The sequence below is a fragment of the Pseudoalteromonas sp. SIMBA_162 genome (assembly GCF_046535955.1).
In the GTDB taxonomy this organism is placed as follows: domain Bacteria; phylum Pseudomonadota; class Gammaproteobacteria; order Enterobacterales; family Alteromonadaceae; genus Pseudoalteromonas; species Pseudoalteromonas marina.
The window spans coordinates 1-262 of record NZ_JAWJBQ010000588.1; the positions used below are offsets into that span (position 1 = coordinate 1).

General features: G+C 56.1%; 1 protein-coding gene. It reads left to right on the forward strand.

Annotated elements, in window-relative coordinates; genetic code table 11:
• Nucleotides 1-21: 21 nt before the first annotated feature.
• A partial coding sequence (locus R0J88_RS21040) for a hypothetical protein (protein WP_410901032.1) occupies nt 22-262 on the forward strand: 241 nt, incomplete at its 3' end.

The window sequence follows — 262 nt, forward strand, 5'->3', positions numbered from 1 at the left end:
CTCTACTCCGCAGATGAGCTGATGGATGCCGATGTCTACCTGCAGAACGATGACAACAACGTGATCGGTGAAGTCGAGGACATCCTGCTCGACGACAACATGCAGGTCGCCGCTCTGGTCGTCGAAAGCGATGACTCCATGGGGCTGGACGAGAACCAGTACGTTGTGGAAACGGGCAAGTTCACCCTCGAGACCGAACAGGGCGATGATCTGGATGCCTTGGAATACCGCATCCACCTCGACATGGATGAGAGCGAGTTCG